The organism is Janthinobacterium sp. BHSEK (assembly GCF_056174685.1).
Genome location: NZ_JBWBYV010000049.1, coordinates 114,350 through 131,363, shown reverse-complemented (window position 1 = coordinate 131,363; position 17,014 = coordinate 114,350). Strand labels below are relative to the sequence as shown.

Genomic DNA, 17,014 nt, shown 5'->3' with positions numbered 1-17,014 from the left:
TGGGCTATCAGCCCTGATTACCAGCCAAAATACTCATCACCGCCATGCGCACGGCGATACCGAACGTCACCTGCGGCAGGATCACCGCCTGCGGACCGTCGGCCACGGCCGAATCGATTTCCACGCCGCGGTTCATCGGGCCCGGATGCATGACGATGGCATCCGGTTTCGCCAGCGCCAGGCGCTCGGGCGTGAGGCCATAGCTCTTGAAGTATTCCTGCGCCGACGGCAGCAGCGCGCCGCTCATGCGTTCATTCTGCAGGCGCAGCATGATGATCACGTCCACGCCTTTCAAGCCTTCATCCATGTTGGTGAAGGTGCGCACGCCCATCTGTTCCAGGCCGCCCGGCAGCAGGGTGTGCGGGCCGATGGCGCGCACTTCCGGCACGCCCAGGGTGGTCAGCGCATGGATGTCGGAACGCGCCACGCGGCTGTGCAGGATGTCGCCCACGATGGCCACCGTCAGGTTGGTGAAATCCTTCTTGTAGTGGCGGATCGTGTACATGTCGAGCAAGCCCTGGGTCGGGTGCGCGTGGCGACCGTCGCCCGCGTTGACCACGTGGACGTGCGGCTGTTTGGTGTCGATCAGGTGCTTGGCAATCAGATAGGGCGCGCCCGACTGCGCGTGGCGCACGACGAACATGTCGGCATGCATGGCCGACAGGTTGTCGATGGTGTCGAGCAGCGATTCGCCCTTGCTGGCCGACGAGGCCTGGATATTCAGGTTGATGACGTCGGCCGACAAACGCTTCGAGGCGATTTCGAAGGTGGTGCGGGTGCGCGTGGAGTTTTCAAAGAACAGGTTGAAAACGCTCTTGCCGCGCATCAGCGGCACCTTCTTCACGTCGCGGTCAGAGATGCCGACGAACGAGGAAGCGGTATCGAGAATGTGGTTGACGATAGACTTCGGCAAGCCTTCGATCGTCAGCAGATGTTGCAGTTCGCCGTGTTTATTCAGTTGCGGATTAAGCATGGTGGGTATCTATGGTGAGCGTGAATTTTCCATCGTCGGCTTGCTTCAGGACCAGGGCCTGGCCCGGCGGCACGGCAGTGAAGGCGGCCACGAAATCGGCGGCCACCGGCAGCTGGCGTTCGCCGCGGTCGACCAGGGCCGCCAGCATGATCTTGGCCGGGCGGCCATAATCGAACAATTCATTGATGGCCGCGCGCGTGGTGCGGCCCGTGTACAGCACGTCGTCGACCAGCAGGATGGTGGCGCCGGCCACGTCAAAGCTGATCTGCGTCGGCTTGACGTCCGCATGCAGGCCCTTCTGGGCGAAGTCGTCGCGGTAGAAGGACACGTCGAGCACGCCCAGGCGGTCAAGCAGGTTCAGGTCGCGCGCCAGGCGCTCGGCCAGCCAGGCGCCGCCCGAATGGATGCCGACGATGGCCACGTTGGGGATGCCCGCCAGGCCGCTCTGCACCTGTTGCAGCAAGACCCCGTACAGGGCCTCGGCGTCGAGTTGGGAAGGATTCGTAGGATGCGGCATAGAGTTCTTGATCATTCAGGGAGGAAGTCTAGGGTCAGATTAATAATTCGCGTCGAAATACTGTTGCAGGATGATGGCGGCGGCGCGGTCGTCGATGACTTCGCCGCGCCTGGCGGCGATGACGGCCGAGGAGTAACGTTCGTCGACCAGTTCCACCGGCAGGTTGAAGCGGCCATGCACCTGGTTGGCGAAACGGCGGCAGCGCGCGCTCATCTCGTGCTCCGTGCCGTCCGGGTGGCTGGGCAAGCCCACCACGATGCGGCTGGCGCCCCACTCCCTGATCAGGCTATCGATGGCGGCAAACTTCGGCTCGTTCGCCGTGGCCGTGATCACGCTGAGCGGCTTGGCCTGGCAAATCATGGTATTGCCGATGGCCACGCCGATGCGTTTCAAGCCGAAATCGAAGGCGAGGATGGTGTCGATGGCGTCACCGCTCATGCGTGGCCAGCCTCGCTGGCCAGCATCAGGGGATCGATGCCCAGCAGCTTGATGGCCGCCACGTAGCGCTGTTCGATGGGGAAATCGAACAGGATGTCGGCCGAGGCGCCCACCGTCAGCCAGCCGTTGCGGCCGATCTCGTCTTCCAGCTGGCCCGGGCTCCAGCCCGAGTAGCCGATCGAGACGAGCATGCGCTCGGGACCATCGCCCTTGGCGACGGCTTCGAGCACGTCGATCGAGGTGGTAAAGGCCACTTCATCGGTCACCGTCAGCGACGAGGAATAGCGCGCGCCCGGCGTATGCAGCACGAAACCGCGGTCGTCCTGCACCGGGCCGCCGAACATGATCGGCTCGTTGATGATGGGCGTGTCGCTGCCGGCCGCCAGTTTCAGGTCGATGCGGTCGAACAGCACTTCCATGGTCATGTCGGTGGGCTTGTTGATGACGACGCCCAGCACGCCGTTTTCATTGTGTTCGCACACGTACACGACCGTGCCGCCGAAGATCGGGTCTTGCATGGCCGGCATCGCAATCAGGAAATGGTTGGCCAGATTCAAGGTGGAGGAACCGGTCGCGGCCGGCTCTCCCACACCCTGCATCAGGCGATGTCCTGGTAGAGTCTGGTCGATTTTACTCTTTTTCATACGCGATGCTCTCTCTGTGGGCTTGCTGGCAAGTCTCGCTTACCCCGCTATCGTACGCCTGGCGCAAGCGGCCGCACATCCTGGGCGGCGCGCACCGTGTTACCAGGCGCTATTCTTGTTATGTTGTAAATTAATGGTCAATTCGCTATGCCTGCAGACGCATGTCAATGCCAATTGTAAAATTGATTGCAAAATCGCTGTCGCACATAAAGCACCATGAACATACCCGGTAGTTTACACTGAATTGCCGCCGCAGCGACGCCAAAGGCACGACGCGAGCGGCCATAAAGCCCTGTTGGCGGCAAAAAATCGCCTATCTTTGACCCTGAACACGCGAAATAATGAGAATCAAGACTTCCCTGGTGTGGTTCCGGCGCGATCTGCGCGCGTTTGACCATGCTGCACTGCATCACGCCCTGCGCCAGAGCCAGGCCGTGCATTGCGTCTTCGTCTACGACACCGCCATCCTGGCAACGCTGCCGCGCCGCGACCGGCGGGTCGACTTCATCCATGCCAGCGTAGCCGAGCTGGCCCATGAGCTGCGCCAGCTGGGCGGCGACCTGATCGTGCTGCACGCGGACGCGGCCGAGGCCATCCCGCGCCTGGCCGCCGAATTGAACGCCGACGCCGTCTTTGCCAACCACGACTACGAACCGCAAGCGATCGCCCGCGACGCCACCGTGGCCGCCGCGCTCACGCGCGACGCGCGCCTGTGGTTCAGCTTCAAGGACCAGGTCATCTTTGAGAAGGACGAGGTGCTGACGCTGTCGGCCAAGCCGTACACCGTCTACACGCCGTACAAGAATGCCTGGCTGAAGAAAATGCGCGCCGAACCCGGCTGCCTGACGCCGTTCGCTATCGAACCGCATGCGGCCAGCCTGGCGCCGCCGCGCAATGGCACGCCGGCGCCCCTGCCCACCTTGGGCGAGCTGGGGTTTGAAGCAAGCAACCTGGCCGCACTGGCCATTCCCACCGGCATGTCGGGCGCCAGCACGCTGTTCGAGGATTTTTTGCCGCGCGTGGCCCGCTATGACGTGGCGCGCGATTTTCCCGCCCTGAAGGGGCCGTCCTACCTGTCCATGCATCTGCGCTTCGGCACCGTGTCACTGCGCTATCTGGTGCGCACCGTGGTCGACCTGATGGACCGGGGCGGCGGCGGCGATGGCGCGCCCGTGTGGCTGGCCGAACTGATCTGGCGCGATTTCTACGCCATGATTTTGTACCAGAACCCGCACGTGGAAGGCGGCGCCTTCAAACCGGCCTACGACGCCATCGCCTGGGAGACGGGCCCCGACGCCGATGCCGCCTTTGCCGCCTGGTGCGAGGGCCGCACCGGCTATCCGCTGGTCGACGCGGCCATGGCGCAGCTGAACCAGACGGGCTATATGCACAACCGTCTGCGCATGGTCACGGCCTGCTTTCTGATCAAGGATCTGGGCATCGACTGGCGCCGCGGCGAAGCGTATTTCGCGCTGCACCTGAACGACTTCGACCTGGCGTCGAACAACGGCGGCTGGCAGTGGGCGTCCTCGTCCGGCTGCGACGCCCAGCCCTACTTCCGCATCTTCAATCCCATCACGCAGTCGGAAAAATTCGACGCGGGCGGGCGCTTCATCCGCCGCTACCTGCCGCAACTGAAGGCGCTGGGCGACAAGGAAATCCACGCGCCCTGGCTGGTGCCGCGCATGCTGCTCGAGCAAAAGAACATCGTGCTGGGACGCGACTATCCGGAACCCATCGTGCAGCACGATGAGGCGCGCAAGGAGACCCTGGAGCGCTATGCGGTGGTGAAGGTGGCGGGGTAAGCAGGTAATTGATTGGCATTGCGGTGATGTCGGGTTACGCGCTGCGCGCTAACCCGACCTACCCGACATGCGCCATCGTGCAAGAGCGTAGGTCGGATTAGCGGGGCAAGGCCCCGCGTAATCCGACAACATCGTTAGCGCTTGTGAAGACGTCGGGTTACGCCACGCCGTCGGCCAGCAAGCGCCCCACCTCCGCCAGCAATTCCTCTTCCTGGAACGGCTTGCCGAAATACGCATTCACGCCCAGCTCGAATGCATGCGCGCGGTGCTTGTCGGCGCTGCGCGAGGTGATCATGATGACGGGGATGGCGCGCGTCTTGTCGTCGCTGCGCACATTGCGCGTCAAATCAAAACCGTCCATGCGCGGCATTTCCACGTCGACCAGCAACAGCGCCGGCATGGCAGCCGGTTCCAGCGCATGCAGCTGCTCCAGCGCGTCGAGGCCATCCTTGGCCAGCAGCACCTGGTAGCCTTCGCGCTCGAACAGGCGCTGCATCACGCGGCGCACCGTCAGCGAATCGTCGACCACCATCACGCGCACGGCAGGCGCGGCCAGCGCGCTGGAAGCGGCATGCTGCTCGCTGCTGGCCAGCGCATACTGCGACAGCAGTTCCGGATGATGCTCGAGGTGCTGCGCCAGCGCCACCGGATTGAGGATCAGCACGATGTCGCCCGTGCCCAGCACCGTGGCGCCGGCGATGCCCGGCATGCGCGCCAGTTGCGGGCCCACGTGCTTGACCACGACTTCGCGGTTGCCCACCACGTCATCGACCTGCAAGGCCAGCCTGTCGTTGCCATTCCTGAGCAGCAGCACGGGCGCATGGCGCTGCGTGGCCTGCGCCGCCGGCGTCTCGCCCAGCATGGCCGACAGGTGATGCAGCGCCAGCGACTGCCCGTGCGACTCGATGCGCCCGGCCGCCCGCACCTGCTCCAGCTGTTCGCCTTTCAGGTGCAGCACCTGCTCCACCAGCACCGACGGCAAGGCATACGTCTTGCCGTTCGCCGCCAGCAGCACAACTTGCGTGACGGCCAGGGTCAGCGGCAGGTGGATGGTGAAGCGCATGCCCAGGCCCGCCTGCGTCAGCGTTTCCACGCGCCCGCCCAGGGCCAGCGCTTCGGAGCGCACGATGTCCATGCCAACACCGCGTCCAGCCAGTTCCGTCAGGCTGTCGGCGGTGGAAAAGCCCGGCGTGAAAATCAACTCGGCCGCCTGCGCGTCGGTCAGCGGCGCGTCCGTCGCCACCAGGCCGGCGCCGTGCGCCTTGGCGCGGATGCGTTCCAGGTCCAGTCCCGCCCCATCGTCGGAAAAGGCGATCGCCACCTCATTGCCCTGCTGGCTGACCTGCACCAGCAGCTCGCCCGTCTCGCTCTTGCCGGCGGCCAGGCGCGCATCGCGCGGCTCGACGCCGTGCACGATGGCGTTGCGCAGCAGGTGTTCGAAGGGCGCGGCCATGCGTTCGAGCACGCTGCGGTCGATTTCCACGCCGCCGCCGCGGATGTCGAGGTTGACCCGCTTGTCGACTTCCTTGGCGCTTTGCCGCGCCACGCGGAACAGGCGTTCGGCGATGCTGGCAAACGGCACCATGCGGATCTGCATCAGGTCGCGCTGCAGCTCGCGCGTCAGCCGTGCCTGCAGCACCAGGTCGTCCGTCACCGCATCGACGCTGTGGCTGAGGTTTTCGTGGAACGAGGCCACGTCGTTGACGCTTTCGGCCATCATGCGCGTGAGTTCCTGCAGGCGCGTAAAGCGGTCGAATTCGAGCGGGTCGAATTCGCGCTCGCTGCCGACGGCCATACGCGAGGCGATCTGCGATTCGGCCTGCATTTCCACTTCGCGCAGCTGGCGCCGCAGGCGCGCCAGGTTGTCGGAAAACTCGGACAGCGAAGCGCCCAGCACGCCCACTTCATTTTCCATCTTCGAGCGCGTGATCGACACTTCGCCGGCCTGGTTCACCAGGCGGTCGAGGATATCGGCGCGCACGCGCACCAGCGCCGCCTTCGGTTCGGTCACCGGCGTGTCTTCCATGCCCGGCAAGGGCAGCAAGGGCTGCTGCAACTGCTCGAACAGGTGCAGCGCATGGTCGTAGTGGGCCAGCAATTCCTCGAAGGCTTGCGGCGTGGCGGTGCCCGCGTGCAGCATGTTTTCGATATGCGTCTCGATTTCATGCGCATGCTGGCCCAGGCGCATGGCGCCGGCCATGCGCGCGCTGCCCTTGACGGTGTGCAGGGTGCGCAGCAGCATCTGCGCCTGGCCGCTGTCGTGCGGCTGCTGCTGCCAGCTGCGCAGCGCCTCGCCGATCTGCGGCAGCAGGTCGGCGCCCTCTTCCAGGAAGACGGACAACAGATCGAGGTCGAGTTCATCGCTGATGCCGGCGCTCGCCGCCAGCAGCGCGGCCGCATCGGCCGGCATGATGGCGGGCGCCGGCGCTTCCGGCGCCGCATGCTCCAGCGGCGGCGCGTGCTCGAAGCCGGCGTCGAACAGGTCGTCGCTGGCGCCGCTGTCCTGCGCCGGTTGCGGCGCCGGCACTTCGGCGGCCTCCGGCTGCAGCGCGTCGGCGACGATGCTCGCATACGTCGCCTCGAACAGGGTCTCGAGCTGCGGTACAGGGACTTCGGGAAGCGGCGCGGCGGGCTGCGCCGGCGTACCGACGATGCTGGCATACGCGGCCGCAAACAGGGCGTCGAGCCGGTCTTCCCGGCTCTCGCCGGGCGGCGCCGTCAAGGCGCGCCACAGGGTGTTGAGCGCTTCGATCATGTCCGGCTGCGATGGCGCCAGGTCGCCCAGCGCGAACGCCTGCAGCATTTGCCCGATGCGCTGCGTGGCCTGCTCCAGCACGTCGTGCTGGGCTTCCTGCAGGCCGGCCAGCGGCGGCACCACCGTTTCGATCACCGTCTCGAGCGCGTGCGCCAGGTCGCGCAGGGACTGGAAGCCGACCGTGCCGGACGTCCCCGCCAGCGTATGCACAGCTTGCAGTGCCTCCGCGCTGACGGCGCGCTGTTCATGGCGCCATTCGCCGAAGTCGCGCGTCAGCACGCGCAGCAATTCATCCGTCTCGGCCAGGTAGATGTTGTACAAGGGTAGGCTGATGCGCAGTTCGCCCACGTGCTTGAGGTGATCGTCAGGCGCTTCGTGCAGCGCGGGCGCCGTGGCCAAGGGAAGTCCGATCACATTGCCATTGCTGGCCATGGGCGCGGCCGATGCCGGGCGAGGCTTGCGCAGTTCGAACGGTCCGCCTTCGCGCACGCGCTCGGCCGCCGCCAGCAGCATGCCGGCCTCCCGCTCGCGCCCCGCGCCGCCTTCCAGTTCGGCCACCCATTCGCTGAGCTGGTACCAGCCGTAATTGAGCAAGGTAAACAAGTCGTCGCTGACGGGGCGCGCCTCGGCCAGCCAGGTATTCATGACGCGCTCGACGGCGCCGGCCGCTTCGGCAAACTGCGCCAGGCCGATCATGCGGCTGCTGCCTTTCAGCGTATGGAACGAGCGGCGCAGCATGGCCAGGTGGTCGCCGCTGGCGGCCTGCTCGCGCGGCAGGGCCAGCGTGGTGTCGACAAAGGCCAGCACTTCGCGCGCTTCGGCGATGAAGATGTCGAGCATCTGCGCGTCGACGTCGGTCACCGCCGGCGCGGCATCCATGCCGGCAGGCGCGGCGGGCGCCAGCGCCTGGTCGAGCAAGGGCACGGGCACGGCGCCGGCGGCGGCGACTTTTTCAAATGGCAGGGCGCGGAAGGTGCCGGCGGCCGCATCGAAATGGAAACGCCCGCTGGCCGCCTGTGCGTTGCGGCCCAGCATATCGACAAAAAAGCCCAGCGCGCTGACATTTTGCGCGATCTCGTCGAGCGCCGCGGCGTGCGACTCCGCATTGGCGTGCGCATCGGTGTCGCCGCCGGCCAGCTGCCGCACGGCCGCATCGACCTGCAGCACGGCGGCGCGTGCGTCGTCCTGTCCCAGTCCGGCCAGCTGCCGCTGCAACTGCTCCAGCACGGGCGCGACGCCATCGAGTGCCCCCGCCGTCCCCGCACCCGCTGCATCCGCGTAGTAGGCGTTGAGCACCTTTTCCACCTGGCGCAGCCCTGTCTTCATGTCCTCGGCCAGCGCGGCCACGGTCTGGCCCTGCTCGATCTGGCGCGACAGTTCTCCCGCCGTGACGGGCGGCGGCGCTTCGCCGGCCAGCAGCGCCTGCAGGCGCGCGGCGATGGTTTCCGCATTGCCGGCGAAATCGTCGGGCAGGCGGCGCAGCTGCGCCAGGCCCGTGTCGGCAAACAGCAGGGCCATGCCGATTTCATTTTCCAGGGCCGCGCTGCGCCCGCTGGTGACGGCTTGCCGCGCCACGGCCGCGCACTCGCGCAGCAGGCTGGCCAGGGCCGGCTGCTTCAGGGTCTCCACGTGTGCCGCCACTTCGTGCAGCGATGCGTCGAAATCCGTGCCCAGGACTGGATCGAGGTCGGCTTGCGCCAGGCGGCTCCAGCTGGCGCGCGCCTGCGCCAGGGCCGTGCGCGCGCCTTGCCAGGCATCCTGGTCGACCTGGCCGTAGCGCCGCGCTTCCACGTCGGCGGGCAGCATGCCGTCCAGGGCGAACGCGGTGCGCAACTGGCGTGCCTCCGGCGTCGGTTCGCGTGCGGCCGCGATGAAGAACAGGGCGTCGCGCAGCATCGCTTCGGGCAGGCTGGCCGTGCCCTGCGCCAGGCGGCGCAATTGCAGGTTGATCAGGCCGAACAGCTGTTTGACGTTGAGCGTGCCCATGCCCTCGCCGCTGGCCGCCAGCCCCGCGAACGCCTGCATGGCGAACCAGAAGGTGCGCGCCGGCGCTTCCTGCTGCGCGTCGGCCACCAGGGTCAAGGTGGCGTGCAGGTCGCCCGCGTGCTGGCGCCGCGCCGCGTCATCCTGCGCCTTCAGGAAGGGCAGCAGGGATTTTTCAAAGCGTCCGCGCCATGCAGGATAGTCCGCCACGGGCGGCGTGTCGGCCAGCGCGATGGCCTGCCCTTCCAGCATCGCGGAGGGCGGGAAAAACAGGTCGGCCGGGTGGATGCGCTCGGCGCCCAGCATGGTTTGCAGGTCGCGGTAGTAGGGGAACAAGCGCGCCGGCTGCGGCGGCGTGCCGGCCACCAGGTCTTCCAGGTACTCGGTCAATGCCTGATACAGTCCGGCGACGACTTGCGCATGGTCCAGCGTGTATTCGAGGCTGCCGTCGCGAAAGCGCGCCAGCGCCCGTTCCGCGCCGTCCGTCAGCAGGCCGACGCCGGCCACGTCCACCATCATCAGCGCGCCATGCGCCTGGTGCAGGTGCGAGCGCGCGTGCTGCAGGGCCGTGGCGCGTTCCTCGCGCTCGCGGCCGCCCGCCTCGAACAGGGCTGTTTTCGAGCGGCCCAGGGCTTCGCGGATTTCCACCATCACCCACGACAAAGGTTCGCTGTCGAATGGCTTGGACTGCTGTGGACTATCAGGTGTGCTCATGCATGCCTCGGTAAGGAATTCGCCCTGGACTGGCGCGGCGTTCAGGCGGCGACGCGGAAGCGCGACACCGAATTTTTCAGTTCCTGCGCCAGCATCGAGAGTTTATGGATCGATTGCGCCGTTTGCTGCGTGCCATCCTGGGTCTGCTCCGTCACGCTCAGGATATGCTGGATATTCAAGGCCACGCCGCTGGCCGAACCGGCCTGCGTGCCGGTGGCGAACGAGATGCCCTGGATCAGTTCGGCCAGGTGCTTCGACACCTGGCTGATGTCGTTCAAGGCCGCGCCGGCCGCGTCGGACAGGCGCGCGCCCTCGACCACGCCCTGCGTGGACGTTTCCATCGCCCGCGTCGCATCCTGGGTATCGGCCTGGATGGTGCGCACCAGCGCGCCGATCTGCTTGGCGGCGGCCGCCGAGCGTTCGGCCAGGCGCTGCACTTCCTCGGCGACGACGGAAAAGCCGCGCCCCGCCTCGCCGGCCGATGCGGCCTGGATGGCGGCGTTCAGCGCCAGCACATTGGTCTGCTCGGTGATGTCGGAAATGAGCTCGGTGATTTCGCCGATTTCCTGCGACGATTCGCCCAGGCGCTTGATGCGCTTCGAGGTATCCTGGATCTGCTCGCGGATTTCATGCATGCCCTTGATGGCGTTTTCCACCGCCGTCGAACCCTGCTGCGCCGCCGCCACCGACTGGCGCGCCACGTCGGCCGAGACGCTGGCCGACTTCGACACGTCGGTGATCGCATTGGCCATTTTGACCACGGTGGCGCTGACGCCCTGGATTTCGCGCGACTGCTGCTGCGACGCGATCAGCAGCTTGCTGGAGATGCTTTGCGCCTGCGTCGAGGCGCGGTTGACCTGTTCGGCCGTCGCCGTCACCCGTCCCACCAGCCCGCGCAATTCCTCGACCGTGTAGTTGACGGAATCGGCGATGGCGCCCGTGATGTCTTCCGACACGGTGGCCTGCACCGTCAGGTCGCCATCGGCGACCTTCTGCAATTCGTTCATCAGGCGCAGGATGGCCGCCTGGTTCTGCTCATTCCTGGCCTTCGCCTCTTCCTCTTTTCCCTGCGACTGGAGGCGCAGGATTTCCGCTTCCTGGCGCCGCCGCTCGGCGTCGCGCGTGCGGTTGACGGAGTCCTGCAGCAGCACGCGGCCGATGCCGGCGGCCGCGATCAGGGTCAGCAACACGCCGCCGACCATCATCCAGAAGGCGACGCCCAGGGTTTCCTGGTTCACGTGATACATCTGCTGCAGCAGGGTCAGACGCTGGCGCAGGTCTTCGTTCTCGTTGAAGATCAGCTGTTCGGCGCTTTTCGCGGAGCTGAATTTGTCGAGCCGGTCGAGTATCGACGACACCAGCTTCTGGTAAGTGTCGAAACTGGCCTTCAGCGCCACCAGCCGGTCGCGCAATTCGGCGTCGCGCGTGGGCGCCAGTTGCAGCGACACGCTGCCATTCAACAGGCCTTCGACGGCAGTACGGAAATACGTCGTGTCGCGCCCCAGCGAAAACGCCGTTTCCGAGCTGATGCTGCCTGACGACAGGAACTCGCTGGCGCTGCGGCTCATGCGCTGGCTCAGCATCATCAGGCGGCCGATGACGGCCAGATCGCGCGCATTGCCGCCGCGCTGCACCTTCAGCGCCGCGACTTCCTCGGTCTGCGCCAGCAGCGCCGGCGACAGCGCGTTCAATTGCTGCAAGGTCCTGTCGAATTCGCCCAGCTCCGTTTTCAGGCGCAGGATAGTGCTGGCCGCGCGGTCGCTGCTGGCCCACTTCTTGCGCGCGTCGGCCACGGCCGCCAGCAGGGCGGAACGCGACTCGCCGATATCGCGCCCGTGATACGTCCCGCCGCGCAGCATCAGGCGGAAATCCTGGTTCAGTTCATTGCGGCTTTCCTCGAGCTGGCGGAAGGCTTCCGGATTGCCTTGCACGGCGTTCGGCGCGGCCTTGCCGATGCGCTGCGAATGCATCAGCGCATCGCTGGCCAGCTGCGTCTGCGCCGAGGCGATATTGCCGCTGCGCGTATTGAGGCCGACGAACAGCAGGCTGGCGGCCAGGCTCAGGGCCATCACCGTCGACAGGATGCTCAGCTGCTTTTGCAGCGGAAAATGGCCGATCAGCGGCAACTTCCAGTCCCCGGCCGGCGCGCTGGCCAGCGACTTGCGCCGCCCCAGCGCGTCGCGCAGGCGCAGCGGCAGGTCGGCCGCCGATGCCGGCTCCCCGGGCGCGTGCTCCGCTTCGGGCATGCCGGCCGCCAGGATGGGAGAATGGGCGCCCATCAGCAAATGTCCTTGTGGAGGGCCGGGCCGCCAAAACCGGCATCGAGGAAGCGTTCCGCTTGCGCCAGCTGCGCCAGGTCCAGGCGCAGCCATTGCTGCCCTTCGCTGTCGCGCAGCGCCTGCGCCGCCCACGACGGTGGGGCATCCGGCAAGGAGACGGGCTGCATCGCGCGCAGCTGGCGCAAGCCCAGCACGCGCTCGACCAGCAATGCGCAATTGAGGCCCAGGCGGGGTGAAAACGTGATGATGCGGCAGTGATTGCCGGGCGCGCAAGCCGGTTCGCCCATGTAGCGGGCCAGGTCGACGACCCCCGTCAGGCGTCCGCGCATGGCCGCCAGGCCCAGGTACCAGTCCTGCGCCAACGGCACGCCCTGGATCTGCACACCGGCGGCAATGACGATTTCACCGAGCTGCGTCAGGTCGAGCAGGCAGGGGCGGCCACCGAGCATCACGCCCAGTTCCTTGCGCGCCGCCAGTGCGCCGCTGCGCGCTGCCTGTATCCGCTCGATCAATTGCAGCTGGTACTGGCGCAAGCGCCCCTGCCGCGCGCCCGCCTCAAAAGATGGCATGGCGGCAGCGGCAGGCGGAAAGGCCGCTGTGGACACGCCGTGACCTGGCATCGTGTGCATGCTCAGGAAAGCGCGGCGATCTTGGCCAGCAGCTCGGCTTCCACCACCGGCTTGACCAGGTAATCGCGCGCGCCCTGGCGCAAGCCCCAGATGCGGTCCGTTTCCTGGCTCTTGCTGGAGCAGATAATCACCGGCACGTCCTGCAGTTCGGGATCGCGCGCGATGGCGCGCGTGATCTGGAAGCCATTCGCACCGGGCATCACCACGTCCATCAGGATCAGGTCGGGCCTGGCCTCTTTGAGTTGCGCCAGCGCGTCGGCGCCGTCCTGCGCCGTGAGGACGGCATAACCGGCACGCACCAGCATCTCGCTCAGGTAGTAGCGTTCTGTCGGCGAGTCATCGACGATCAGAATTGTGTGTATGGCCATCTGCTTCCTTGCTGCGTTGTCAATCAATAAAAACACTTACTCAAAATGCCCGGCCAGGTGCAGCCGCACGGCCTCCAGCAGCGCCTCGCGCGCCAGCGGCTTGGCCAGACAGGCGCTGGCGCCTGCCATGGCGCCGCGCGCGCGGTCGAACAAGCCTTCCTTCGACGACAGCATCAGCACCGGCGTGGCGCGATACGCCGCGCTGGCCTTGATCAGCGCACAGGTGCGGTAGCCGTCCAGGCGCGGCATCACGATGTCGCACACGATCAGCGCCGGCTGGCAGTCGGCGATCTTGGCCAGGGCCTCGAAGCCGTTTTCCGCCACCACCACGCGGTAACCGGCCTCGCCCAATATCTTTGCGGCCGCGCTGCGTATCGTCGCGCTGTCGTCGATGACGAGTATCGTGGCGCTGGCGCACACGGCACCGGACGGCGCCTCGGGCGGGAAGGGACGCGTCATGTGATTATTCGACAATCTTTCATACCATAGCACAGGCGGCCGCGATACCTACGTGCGGCAGCGGCATCCCGTGGACCTGATTGACTACAGCGCCACCATCTCGAAATCATCCTTGCGCGCACCGCATTCAGGGCAGGTCCAGTTCATCGGAACATCGGCCCAACGCGTGCCCGGAGCGATGTCTTCGTCGGGCAAGCCGGCCGCTTCATCATAAACCCAGCCGCAAATAAGACACATCCACGTTTGGAATTGCTGCGTTGTTTCGTTGCTACTCACGTTCTGCCACCCTTCAATCAAGTAAAATGCTGAATTAGGTATCTTAATCTACCCGCCGTGCAAAACCAAACTTCTCCCCTCATATTAAGCTTCGGCGTGTCCGATCCGGTCGGCGCGATCGGCATCCAGGCCGATCTGGCCACGTTTTCAGCCTTCGGCTGCCATGGCCTGTCGGTCACCACGGGCCTGCTGATCAGCGATACGGCGCGCGTGGAAGACGTGCAGGCGGTCGACCCGGACTGGGTTTCCGACCAGGCGCGCGTGCTGCTGGAAGACATGTCCGTGGCCGCCATCAAGATCGGCGCGCTGGGCAGCGTGGAAAACGTCACGGCCATCGCCGAAATCGTCTCCGACTATCCGAACGTGCCGCTGATCCTCGACCCCTTCATCTCGGCGCTGCCGGAACAGGGCATGGACGACGAAGACATCCTCACGGCCGTGCGCCAGCTGCTGATCCCGCAAACGACACTGCTGGTGCTCTCGCCGGTGGAGCTGGAACGCCTGGCCGAGACCTGGCGCGATGCCGATCCGGACGACACCCTGCAAAACGACGTCGACTACCTGGTGGCCCTGGGCTGCGAATACGTGCTCGTCACCGGCATGCCGGCCGACGCCAGCAAGTCCGGCACGGGCGAAGGCAAGCTGCGCGCCAATACCCTGTTCGGCGAGGACGGCGTGGTGCGCCACGACGAATGGCAGCACCTGCCGGGCATCTTCAACGGCGCCGGCAGCACCCTGTCGGCGGCGGCCACCGCCCTGCTGGCCCTGGCAGCAAACGAAGACGACGTGCCGCAGGTAGTCGTGGCGGCGCAGGAATTCACGGCCGGCGCGCTGGCCCACGCGCAGCGCCATGGCATGGGCAAGCTGGTGCCGAACCGCCTGTTCCGGCAGCAGCGCCAGCACGGCGCCCAATAATCCCGTCCACACAAACACAGACGACACAGACAACGATCCACTCTCAAGGCACGATTATCATGACGACGACTTCACAGAACGACATCCTGTTTGCCCGCGCACAAAAAACCACGCCAGGCGGCGTCAACTCGCCCGTGCGCGCCTTCCGCTCCGTCGGCGGCACGCCGCGCTTCATCACGCGCGCCGAAGGCCCGTATTTCTGGGACGCGGACGGCAAGCGCTATATCGACTATATCGGCTCCTGGGGCCCGGCCATCGTCGGCCACGCCCACCCGGAAGTGGTGAAAGCGGTGCAGGATGCGGCCGCGCTGGGCCTGTCGTTCGGCGCACCGACCGAAGGCGAAGTGCTGATGGCCGAGGAAATCACGCGCCTGGTGCCGTCGATCGAGCAGGTGCGCCTGGTGTCGTCGGGCACGGAAGCGACCATGAGCGCCCTGCGCCTGGCGCGCGGCGCCACGGGACGCGACAAGATCGTCAAGTTCGAAGGCTGCTACCACGGCCACGCCGATTCGCTGCTGGTCAAGGCGGGCAGCGGCCTGCTCACCTTCGGCAACCCGACCTCGGCCGGCGTGCCGGAAGATTTTGTGAAGCACACCCTGGTGCTCGACTATAACAACGTGGAACAGTTGAAGGACGCCTTCGACAGCTTCGGCGCGGAAATCGCCTGCGTCATCGTCGAACCGGTGGCCGGCAACATGAACCTGGTGAAAGCCACGCCGGCATTCCTGCAGGCGATGCGCGAGCTGTGCACGCAGCACGGCGCCCTGCTCATTTTCGATGAAGTCATGTGCGGCTTGCGCGTGGCCCTGGGCGGCGCGCAGGCGCTGTACGGCATCCAGCCCGATCTCACCGCGCTGGGCAAGGTGATCGGCGGCGGCATGCCGGTGGCGGCCTTCGGCGGCAGCGCGGCGCTGATGCACAACATGGCGCCGCTGGGTGCCGTCTACCAGGCCGGCACATTGTCCGGCAACCCGGTCGCCGTGGCGGCCGGCATGGCCACCCTGAAACTGATCCAGCAGCCGGGCTTCTACGAGCGGCTGGGCGCCACGGCCAAGCGCCTGGCCGAAGGCCTGACCGCCGCCGCCAAGGAGGCGGGCGTGGTCTTCTGCGCCGACTACATCGGCGGCATGTTCGGCATCTATTTCAGCGCAACGCCGCCGACCAGCTACGCGGAAATGATGGCGGGCGACCGCAGCAAGTTCAACGCCTTCTTCCACGCCATGCTGGACGAAGGCGTGTATTTCGCGCCCGCCGCTTTCGAGGCGGGCTTCGTCTCGGCGCAGCACGATGACGCCGTCATCGACGCCACCATCGCCGCCGCGCGCAAGGTGTTTGCCGCTCTCGCCTAAGCGTTTTACACGGTCGCGGTGTCCATCACCGCGGCCACCAGCGCCGGCAAACTGGCCATGTCGTTGAAAACGACATGCGCGCCGGCCGCTTTCAACCTATCTTCCTGGCCGGCGGCGATATGCCCGCCGCCGATGAATCCCAATACCGTCATGCCCGCCGCCACGGCGGCCGTCACGCCCGTGACGCTGTCTTCCAGCACCAGGCACTGGCCTGGCGGCACCCCGAAGGCGGCCGCCGCCGCCAGGTAGACGCCCGGATGCGGCTTGGCATGACCCACCAGGTCCGGCGTAAACACGCGCTTGTCGAACAACGGCGCCATACCGGTCCGTTCGAGCGCCGACAGCACGCGCGCGCTGACGCTGTTCGATGCCACGGCCTTGGGCAGGGGAATGGCGGCCAGCGCCTGCGCCACGCCGGGCACGGCGCGCAATTGCGCGTCGCAAGCCGCATCGACGGCATTGCCGATGGCCATGATCTCGTCGGCCGGCAATTGCGGCAAGCCCAGTTCCTTGTAGATATCCTGCATCAGCGGCACCAGTCGCTGGCCCAGGCGCGGCTCGATCAAGCCTTGCAAGGTGATGCCCTCGGGCAGGTTCGGCAGGCGCGGCCCCAGCAATTCCAGCAGCGCTTGCAGGGCCACGGCTTCGCTGTCGATCAGTACGCCATCGCAGTCGCTGATCAAATGGGTGAAGCGCGGTGGGGTGATGGCGGTATCAGGCATGGACTCTCCAGAAGAACAATGGTGGCGGGAAATGCGGCGGCCAGCCGGCAAGGCTGGCATCGCAACGATCATAGGTGGAACAGGCGGACGCTGCCACGCAGAAAACGCCTGAATGACGATACTTTTCTGCAAGAGGCAGCCAGCGGGGGAAAGACTGGCTCAACACAAGCAACGTAGATACCAATTCA

General features: G+C 66.2%; 14 protein-coding genes. 3 read left to right on the top strand and 11 right to left on the bottom strand.

Features of this window, described 5'->3' with window-relative positions:
- Positions 1-7 precede the first annotated feature (7 nt).
- Genes AC0V2Y_RS17775 through AC0V2Y_RS17760 form a run of 4 tightly spaced genes read right to left on the bottom strand, consistent with a single transcriptional unit; the run spans position 8 to position 2,527 of the window.
- The gene (locus AC0V2Y_RS17775) at positions 8-973 is read right to left on the bottom strand and encodes an aspartate carbamoyltransferase catalytic subunit (protein WP_034746695.1); all 966 of its coding nucleotides are present in this window, start codon (positions 971-973) and stop codon (positions 8-10) included.
- A complete protein-coding gene (gene pyrR, locus AC0V2Y_RS17770) occupies positions 966-1,490 on the bottom strand; it encodes a bifunctional pyr operon transcriptional regulator/uracil phosphoribosyltransferase PyrR (RefSeq protein ID WP_034746692.1) in 525 nt (174 codons plus the stop codon). The genes AC0V2Y_RS17775 and pyrR overlap by 8 nt, the downstream gene beginning before the upstream one ends.
- Before the next feature lie 39 nt (positions 1,491-1,529).
- Positions 1,530-1,913 carry a Holliday junction resolvase RuvX gene (ruvX, locus tag AC0V2Y_RS17765; protein WP_077409280.1) on the bottom strand — a complete coding sequence of 128 codons (384 nt, stop codon included), beginning with the start codon at positions 1,911-1,913 and terminating at the stop codon, positions 1,530-1,532.
- A gap of 11 nt (positions 1,914-1,924) precedes the next feature.
- Positions 1,925-2,527 carry a YqgE/AlgH family protein gene (locus AC0V2Y_RS17760; protein ID WP_034746689.1) on the bottom strand — a complete coding sequence of 201 codons (603 nt, stop codon included), beginning with the start codon at positions 2,525-2,527 and terminating at the stop codon, positions 1,925-1,927.
- 386 nt (positions 2,528-2,913) lie between these two features.
- Between AC0V2Y_RS17760 and AC0V2Y_RS17755 the strand changes: the two genes are divergently transcribed.
- Complete coding sequence (locus tag AC0V2Y_RS17755; protein WP_475416117.1) at positions 2,914-4,377, top strand: cryptochrome/photolyase family protein; 1,464 nt, start codon at positions 2,914-2,916, stop codon at positions 4,375-4,377.
- Between the two features lie 157 nt (positions 4,378-4,534).
- Here the strand turns inward: AC0V2Y_RS17755 and AC0V2Y_RS17750 are convergent, their stop codons facing one another.
- The 6 genes from AC0V2Y_RS17750 to AC0V2Y_RS17725 all read right to left on the bottom strand — a co-directional run bounded on the left by AC0V2Y_RS17750 (position 4,535) and on the right by AC0V2Y_RS17725 (position 13,801).
- A complete protein-coding gene (locus AC0V2Y_RS17750) occupies positions 4,535-9,829 on the bottom strand; it encodes an Hpt domain-containing protein (protein ID WP_475416116.1) in 5,295 nt (1,764 codons plus the stop codon).
- A gap of 41 nt (positions 9,830-9,870) precedes the next feature.
- Positions 9,871-12,108, bottom strand: coding sequence for a methyl-accepting chemotaxis protein (locus AC0V2Y_RS17745; RefSeq protein ID WP_475416115.1), 2,238 nt, complete (start codon positions 12,106-12,108; stop codon positions 9,871-9,873).
- Positions 12,108-12,713, bottom strand: coding sequence for a chemotaxis protein CheW (locus tag AC0V2Y_RS17740; protein WP_475416114.1), 606 nt, complete (start codon positions 12,711-12,713; stop codon positions 12,108-12,110). Before AC0V2Y_RS17740 ends, AC0V2Y_RS17745 begins: the two co-directional genes overlap by 1 nt.
- Positions 12,714-12,739: 26 nt before the next feature.
- Positions 12,740-13,105, bottom strand: a complete 366-nt coding sequence (locus tag AC0V2Y_RS17735; protein WP_070222135.1) for a response regulator transcription factor — start codon at positions 13,103-13,105, stop codon at positions 12,740-12,742.
- Between the two features lie 36 nt (positions 13,106-13,141).
- Entirely contained in the window at positions 13,142-13,564 is a 423-nt protein-coding gene (locus AC0V2Y_RS17730; RefSeq protein ID WP_475416113.1) for a response regulator, read from the bottom strand.
- An 84-nt stretch (positions 13,565-13,648) separates the two neighbouring features.
- On the bottom strand, positions 13,649-13,801 hold the full coding sequence (locus AC0V2Y_RS17725; protein ID WP_010401308.1) for a rubredoxin: 153 nt from the start codon (positions 13,799-13,801) through the stop codon (positions 13,649-13,651).
- A gap of 96 nt (positions 13,802-13,897) precedes the next feature.
- On the opposite strand from AC0V2Y_RS17725, the gene thiD reads away from it, so the two are divergent.
- On the top strand, positions 13,898-14,755 hold the full coding sequence (gene thiD, locus AC0V2Y_RS17720) for a bifunctional hydroxymethylpyrimidine kinase/phosphomethylpyrimidine kinase (RefSeq protein ID WP_475416112.1): 858 nt from the start codon (positions 13,898-13,900) through the stop codon (positions 14,753-14,755).
- A gap of 59 nt (positions 14,756-14,814) precedes the next feature.
- The gene (gene hemL, locus AC0V2Y_RS17715) at positions 14,815-16,104 is read left to right on the top strand and encodes a glutamate-1-semialdehyde 2,1-aminomutase (RefSeq protein ID WP_475416111.1); all 1,290 of its coding nucleotides are present in this window, start codon (positions 14,815-14,817) and stop codon (positions 16,102-16,104) included.
- Between the two features lie 5 nt (positions 16,105-16,109).
- Here hemL and AC0V2Y_RS17710 read toward each other — a convergent pair whose 3' ends face one another.
- Positions 16,110-16,826, bottom strand: coding sequence for an HAD family hydrolase (locus AC0V2Y_RS17710; protein ID WP_475416110.1), 717 nt, complete (start codon positions 16,824-16,826; stop codon positions 16,110-16,112).
- Between the last annotated feature and the right edge of the window lie 188 nt (positions 16,827-17,014).

Bases quoted from the DNA above. Each gene is read 5' to 3' on its own strand.
- AC0V2Y_RS17725 (WP_010401308.1), bottom strand. From the start codon at position 13,801: ATGTGTCTTATTTGCGGCTGGGTTTATGATGAAGCGGCCGGCTTGCCC.
- AC0V2Y_RS17745 (WP_475416115.1), bottom strand. From the start codon at position 12,108: ATGGGCGCCCATTCTCCCATCCTGGCGGCCGGCATGCCCGAAGCGGAG.
- AC0V2Y_RS17750 (WP_475416116.1), bottom strand. From the start codon at position 9,829: ATGAGCACACCTGATAGTCCACAGCAGTCCAAGCCATTCGACAGCGAA.
- AC0V2Y_RS17735 (WP_070222135.1), bottom strand. From the start codon at position 13,105: ATGGCCATACACACAATTCTGATCGTCGATGACTCGCCGACAGAACGC.
- pyrR (WP_034746692.1), bottom strand. From the start codon at position 1,490: ATGCCGCATCCTACGAATCCTTCCCAACTCGACGCCGAGGCCCTGTAC.
- AC0V2Y_RS17760 (WP_034746689.1), bottom strand. From the start codon at position 2,527: ATGCAGGGTGTGGGAGAGCCGGCCGCGACCGGTTCCTCCACCTTGAAT.
- hemL (WP_475416111.1), top strand. From the start codon at position 14,815: ATGACGACGACTTCACAGAACGACATCCTGTTTGCCCGCGCACAAAAA.
- AC0V2Y_RS17775 (WP_034746695.1), bottom strand. From the start codon at position 973: ATGCTTAATCCGCAACTGAATAAACACGGCGAACTGCAACATCTGCTG.
- AC0V2Y_RS17710 (WP_475416110.1), bottom strand. From the start codon at position 16,826: ATGCCTGATACCGCCATCACCCCACCGCGCTTCACCCATTTGATCAGC.
- AC0V2Y_RS17755 (WP_475416117.1), top strand. From the start codon at position 2,914: ATGAGAATCAAGACTTCCCTGGTGTGGTTCCGGCGCGATCTGCGCGCG.
- AC0V2Y_RS17730 (WP_475416113.1), bottom strand. From the start codon at position 13,564: ATGACGCGTCCCTTCCCGCCCGAGGCGCCGTCCGGTGCCGTGTGCGCC.